4 protein-coding genes are annotated in these 2,817 nt (G+C 67.8%); all 4 read right to left on the bottom strand.

What is annotated here, in order from left to right:
• The coding region (locus AC1DU6_RS26000; RefSeq protein WP_477860646.1) for a DnaA ATPase domain-containing protein at positions 1–209 on the bottom strand (209 nt) is incomplete at its 3' end.
• Between the two features lie 7 nt (positions 210–216).
• Positions 217–1,275 (bottom strand): AI-2E family transporter, encoded by a 1,059-nt coding sequence (locus tag AC1DU6_RS25995; protein WP_477860644.1) that lies wholly within the window; start codon positions 1,273–1,275, stop codon positions 217–219.
• 33 nt (positions 1,276–1,308) lie between these two features.
• The gene (locus tag AC1DU6_RS25990; RefSeq protein WP_457352893.1) at positions 1,309–2,166 is read right to left on the bottom strand and encodes a SirB1 family protein; all 858 of its coding nucleotides are present in this window, start codon (positions 2,164–2,166) and stop codon (positions 1,309–1,311) included.
• Positions 2,166–2,817, bottom strand: a 652-nt coding sequence (gene murJ, locus AC1DU6_RS25985) for a murein biosynthesis integral membrane protein MurJ (RefSeq protein ID WP_477860642.1), incomplete at its 5' end; no start/stop codon positions are given. The genes AC1DU6_RS25990 and murJ, both read right to left, overlap by 1 nt.

Here is a 2,817-nt window from a genome sequence, read left to right as displayed (position 1 = left end):
GCGACGCGCTGGCCGGCCGCCTGCCAGCGCTCGGCCAATGCCTGCAGCAGATGGCTCTTGCCCGAGCCGGTCGGGCCCCAGAGCAGCGCGGGTGGATCGCCCGGCTGCAGGCCCAGCAGGTAGGCCAGAGCCTCGGCATTGGCGCCGGGCAGGAAGTTGTCGAAGCTGTGCGCGGGCGGCGCCAGCAGCGCAAGCGGGATCTGCCTCATTGAACGGCTAACGGAACAGCGAACTCTCGAGATAGGCGCGATGCAGGCGCTTGACCGCGACTGCCGCCACAGCCGATAGCGGCAGCGCAATCAGCACGCCGACAAAGCCGAGCAGATGGCCGAAGGCCAGCAGCGCGAAGATGACCATCAGCGGGCTCATGCCGATGCGCTCGCCGACGAAGCGCGGCGTCAGCACGAAGCTTTCCAGCAGTTGGCCGATGCCAAAGACGATGGCGACGGCGAGAACGCCATAAAGATTTGCGAATTGCAGCAAGCCTRCCAGCAGCGCCAGCACCAGGCCCAGGCCAAAGCCCAGATAGGGAATGAAAACCGCCAGGCCGGTGAAGACGCCGATGGGCAAGGCCAGATCGAAGCGCGCCAGCGCCAGGCCGACGCTGTAGAAGATGGCCAGAGCCCCCATGACGAGCAATTGACCGCGCAGGTACTGGCCCAGCGTCTCATGGCATTCGTCGAGGAAGCTGCCAACCGAATCGCGCGCCGCTGGCGGCACGAGAGCGCGCATGCGCTCGACCAGGCCCGGCCAGTCGTCCAGCAGATAGAAAAGCACGACGGGCAGCAGCACCGCATTGCCGATGAAGGCGAGCAGGAAGCTGCCGCCGATGCGGGCCGAGCTCAGCGCCGTCGCCAGCCACTCTTCGAAATTGGCATCCAGGTACTTCAGCACGAAGGCCTTGATGCTGGCCGGGTCGAGCTGCATGTAGATGCCGTGCTCCGCCAGCCAGGGGGAAAGCTTGTCATTGGCCAGCTTGGCCAATGCAGGAATCTGCTCGCGCAGCGCCGGCAGCTCTTTGCTGAGGATGGGCAGCACCAGCAGCACCAAGGCCAGCAGGGCCATCGCAAACAGCAGCTCGACCATCAGCACCGCCAGCGACCGCGGCACGCGCCGGTTCACCAGGGCCTGCACGGCGGGCGCCAACGCGTACGCCAGCACCAGGGCGGCGATGAAAGGCGCCAGCACGGGTGACAGCAGCCACAGCAGAAGAATGACGCCCAGGGCGACACCGCCCCAGGCCAGGGCGGTGCGTTGGTGCTTGCTGAGCTTCATCATGGTGGTGGGCGGGCGGGCGGGCGCGGATTGTCACTGAAGCGGTGGCCGGGCCTGGTCAAGCAGCATCGCCAGGCGGGTTCGCAATCCCGCGGCGTCGGGTGCATCGCCCCGCTCGGCAAGATAGAAGGCCAGATCGTCGGCGGCAGCAGCAAACGCGCCCAGCGTCGCCAGCACCAGGCCGCGATCGCGGCGCTCGACCGGGTCGCCCGGCAGCAGGATGACGAGGCGCTGTTGCACGGCCAGCAGCCGCGGCCAGTCCTCGGCGGCGCGGTGAACTTCCTTCAGATTGCGCAGCATGCGTGCCAGGATCTGGCGCTTGGATGCAGCGCGCAGGAAGAACTCCAGCGGCAACTCCAGGTCGGCGGGCAGCTCGCTGCCATGGCGGTAGACGGCCAGGCGCTCGTCCAGCCGCGTGGCTGACAACGATTCGCCCGTGAAGGGGTCGATAACGACCTCGCCAAGCCCGACGCGGCATTTGACGAGGAAATGCCCCGGGAAAGCGACGCCCGCAGCGCGCAGGCCCGCCTGCTCGGCAAGCTCCAACAGCAGCACGGCCAGCGTGATGGGAATGCCACGCCGCGTCTCCAGCACGCGATGCACGAAGCTATTCTCGGCCGCGTAGTAATTGTTCAGATTGCCGGCAAAGCCGAGTTCGCCGTGGAAGAAACGTGTCAGCTGATGCAGCCGCTCGGCCGGCACAGTCTCCGGCGTGATGCGCTCACGCAGGCGGCGCGCCAGCGCATCCACCTTGGACAGCGCAGCCTGGACATCAAGCTGGGGATATTCGTCCTGGGCCAGGCTGATGGCGGCCTCGAGCAGATTGAGGCTCTCATCCTCCGCCACCAGCGTGGCGAAGTAATCCAGCGGAGTCGGCGCTGCGTACTTCATCAGCTTGGGCGCCCGAGCGCACGGGGCCGCATGCCAACCAGCAGCAGCACCGCGAAATAGACGAGGGCGCTGCCCGCCAGGCTGGCCGCCATGACGAGACCGCGCCGGATCTCGTGCGCGCCCAGGCCGAGCCAGTCCAGCCTGCTGGCCAACCCCCATTGCAACAGGCCCATGGCTGCACAAGCCAGCACCACACGCAGGCCGAAGGCCAGCCAGCCGGGCTCGGGGCGGTAGCTACCCAGCTTCTTCAGCCCCCAGAACAGCCAGCCCGCGTTGACCAGCGCGCCCAGGCCGATGGACAGGGCCAGGCCCGCGACACCGATCCAGGGCACGAAGACAAGGTTGAATCCCTGCGTCAGCACCAGCACGGCGACGGCGATCTTGGCCGGCGTGCCGGTGTCCTGGCGGGCGAAGAAGCCGGGCGCCAGCACCTTCACCGCGATCAGGCCCAGCAGGCCAACACCCCAGCCCATGACCGACTGCGCCGTGTGGGCCACGTCGGCCGCCGTGAAGGCGCCGCGGTGGTAGAGCACGGCCGTCAACGGCTCGGCGAAGACCAGCAGGGCCACGGCGCAGGGCAAGGCAAACAGCATCACCATGCGCAGGCCCCAGTCGAGCAGGCGGCTGTAGCGCTCGCTCTCGCCCGAAGCC

The sequence above is a fragment of the Roseateles sp. P5_B10 genome, from assembly GCF_056400485.1.
This window is presented reverse-complemented; position numbering and strand designations above follow the sequence as displayed.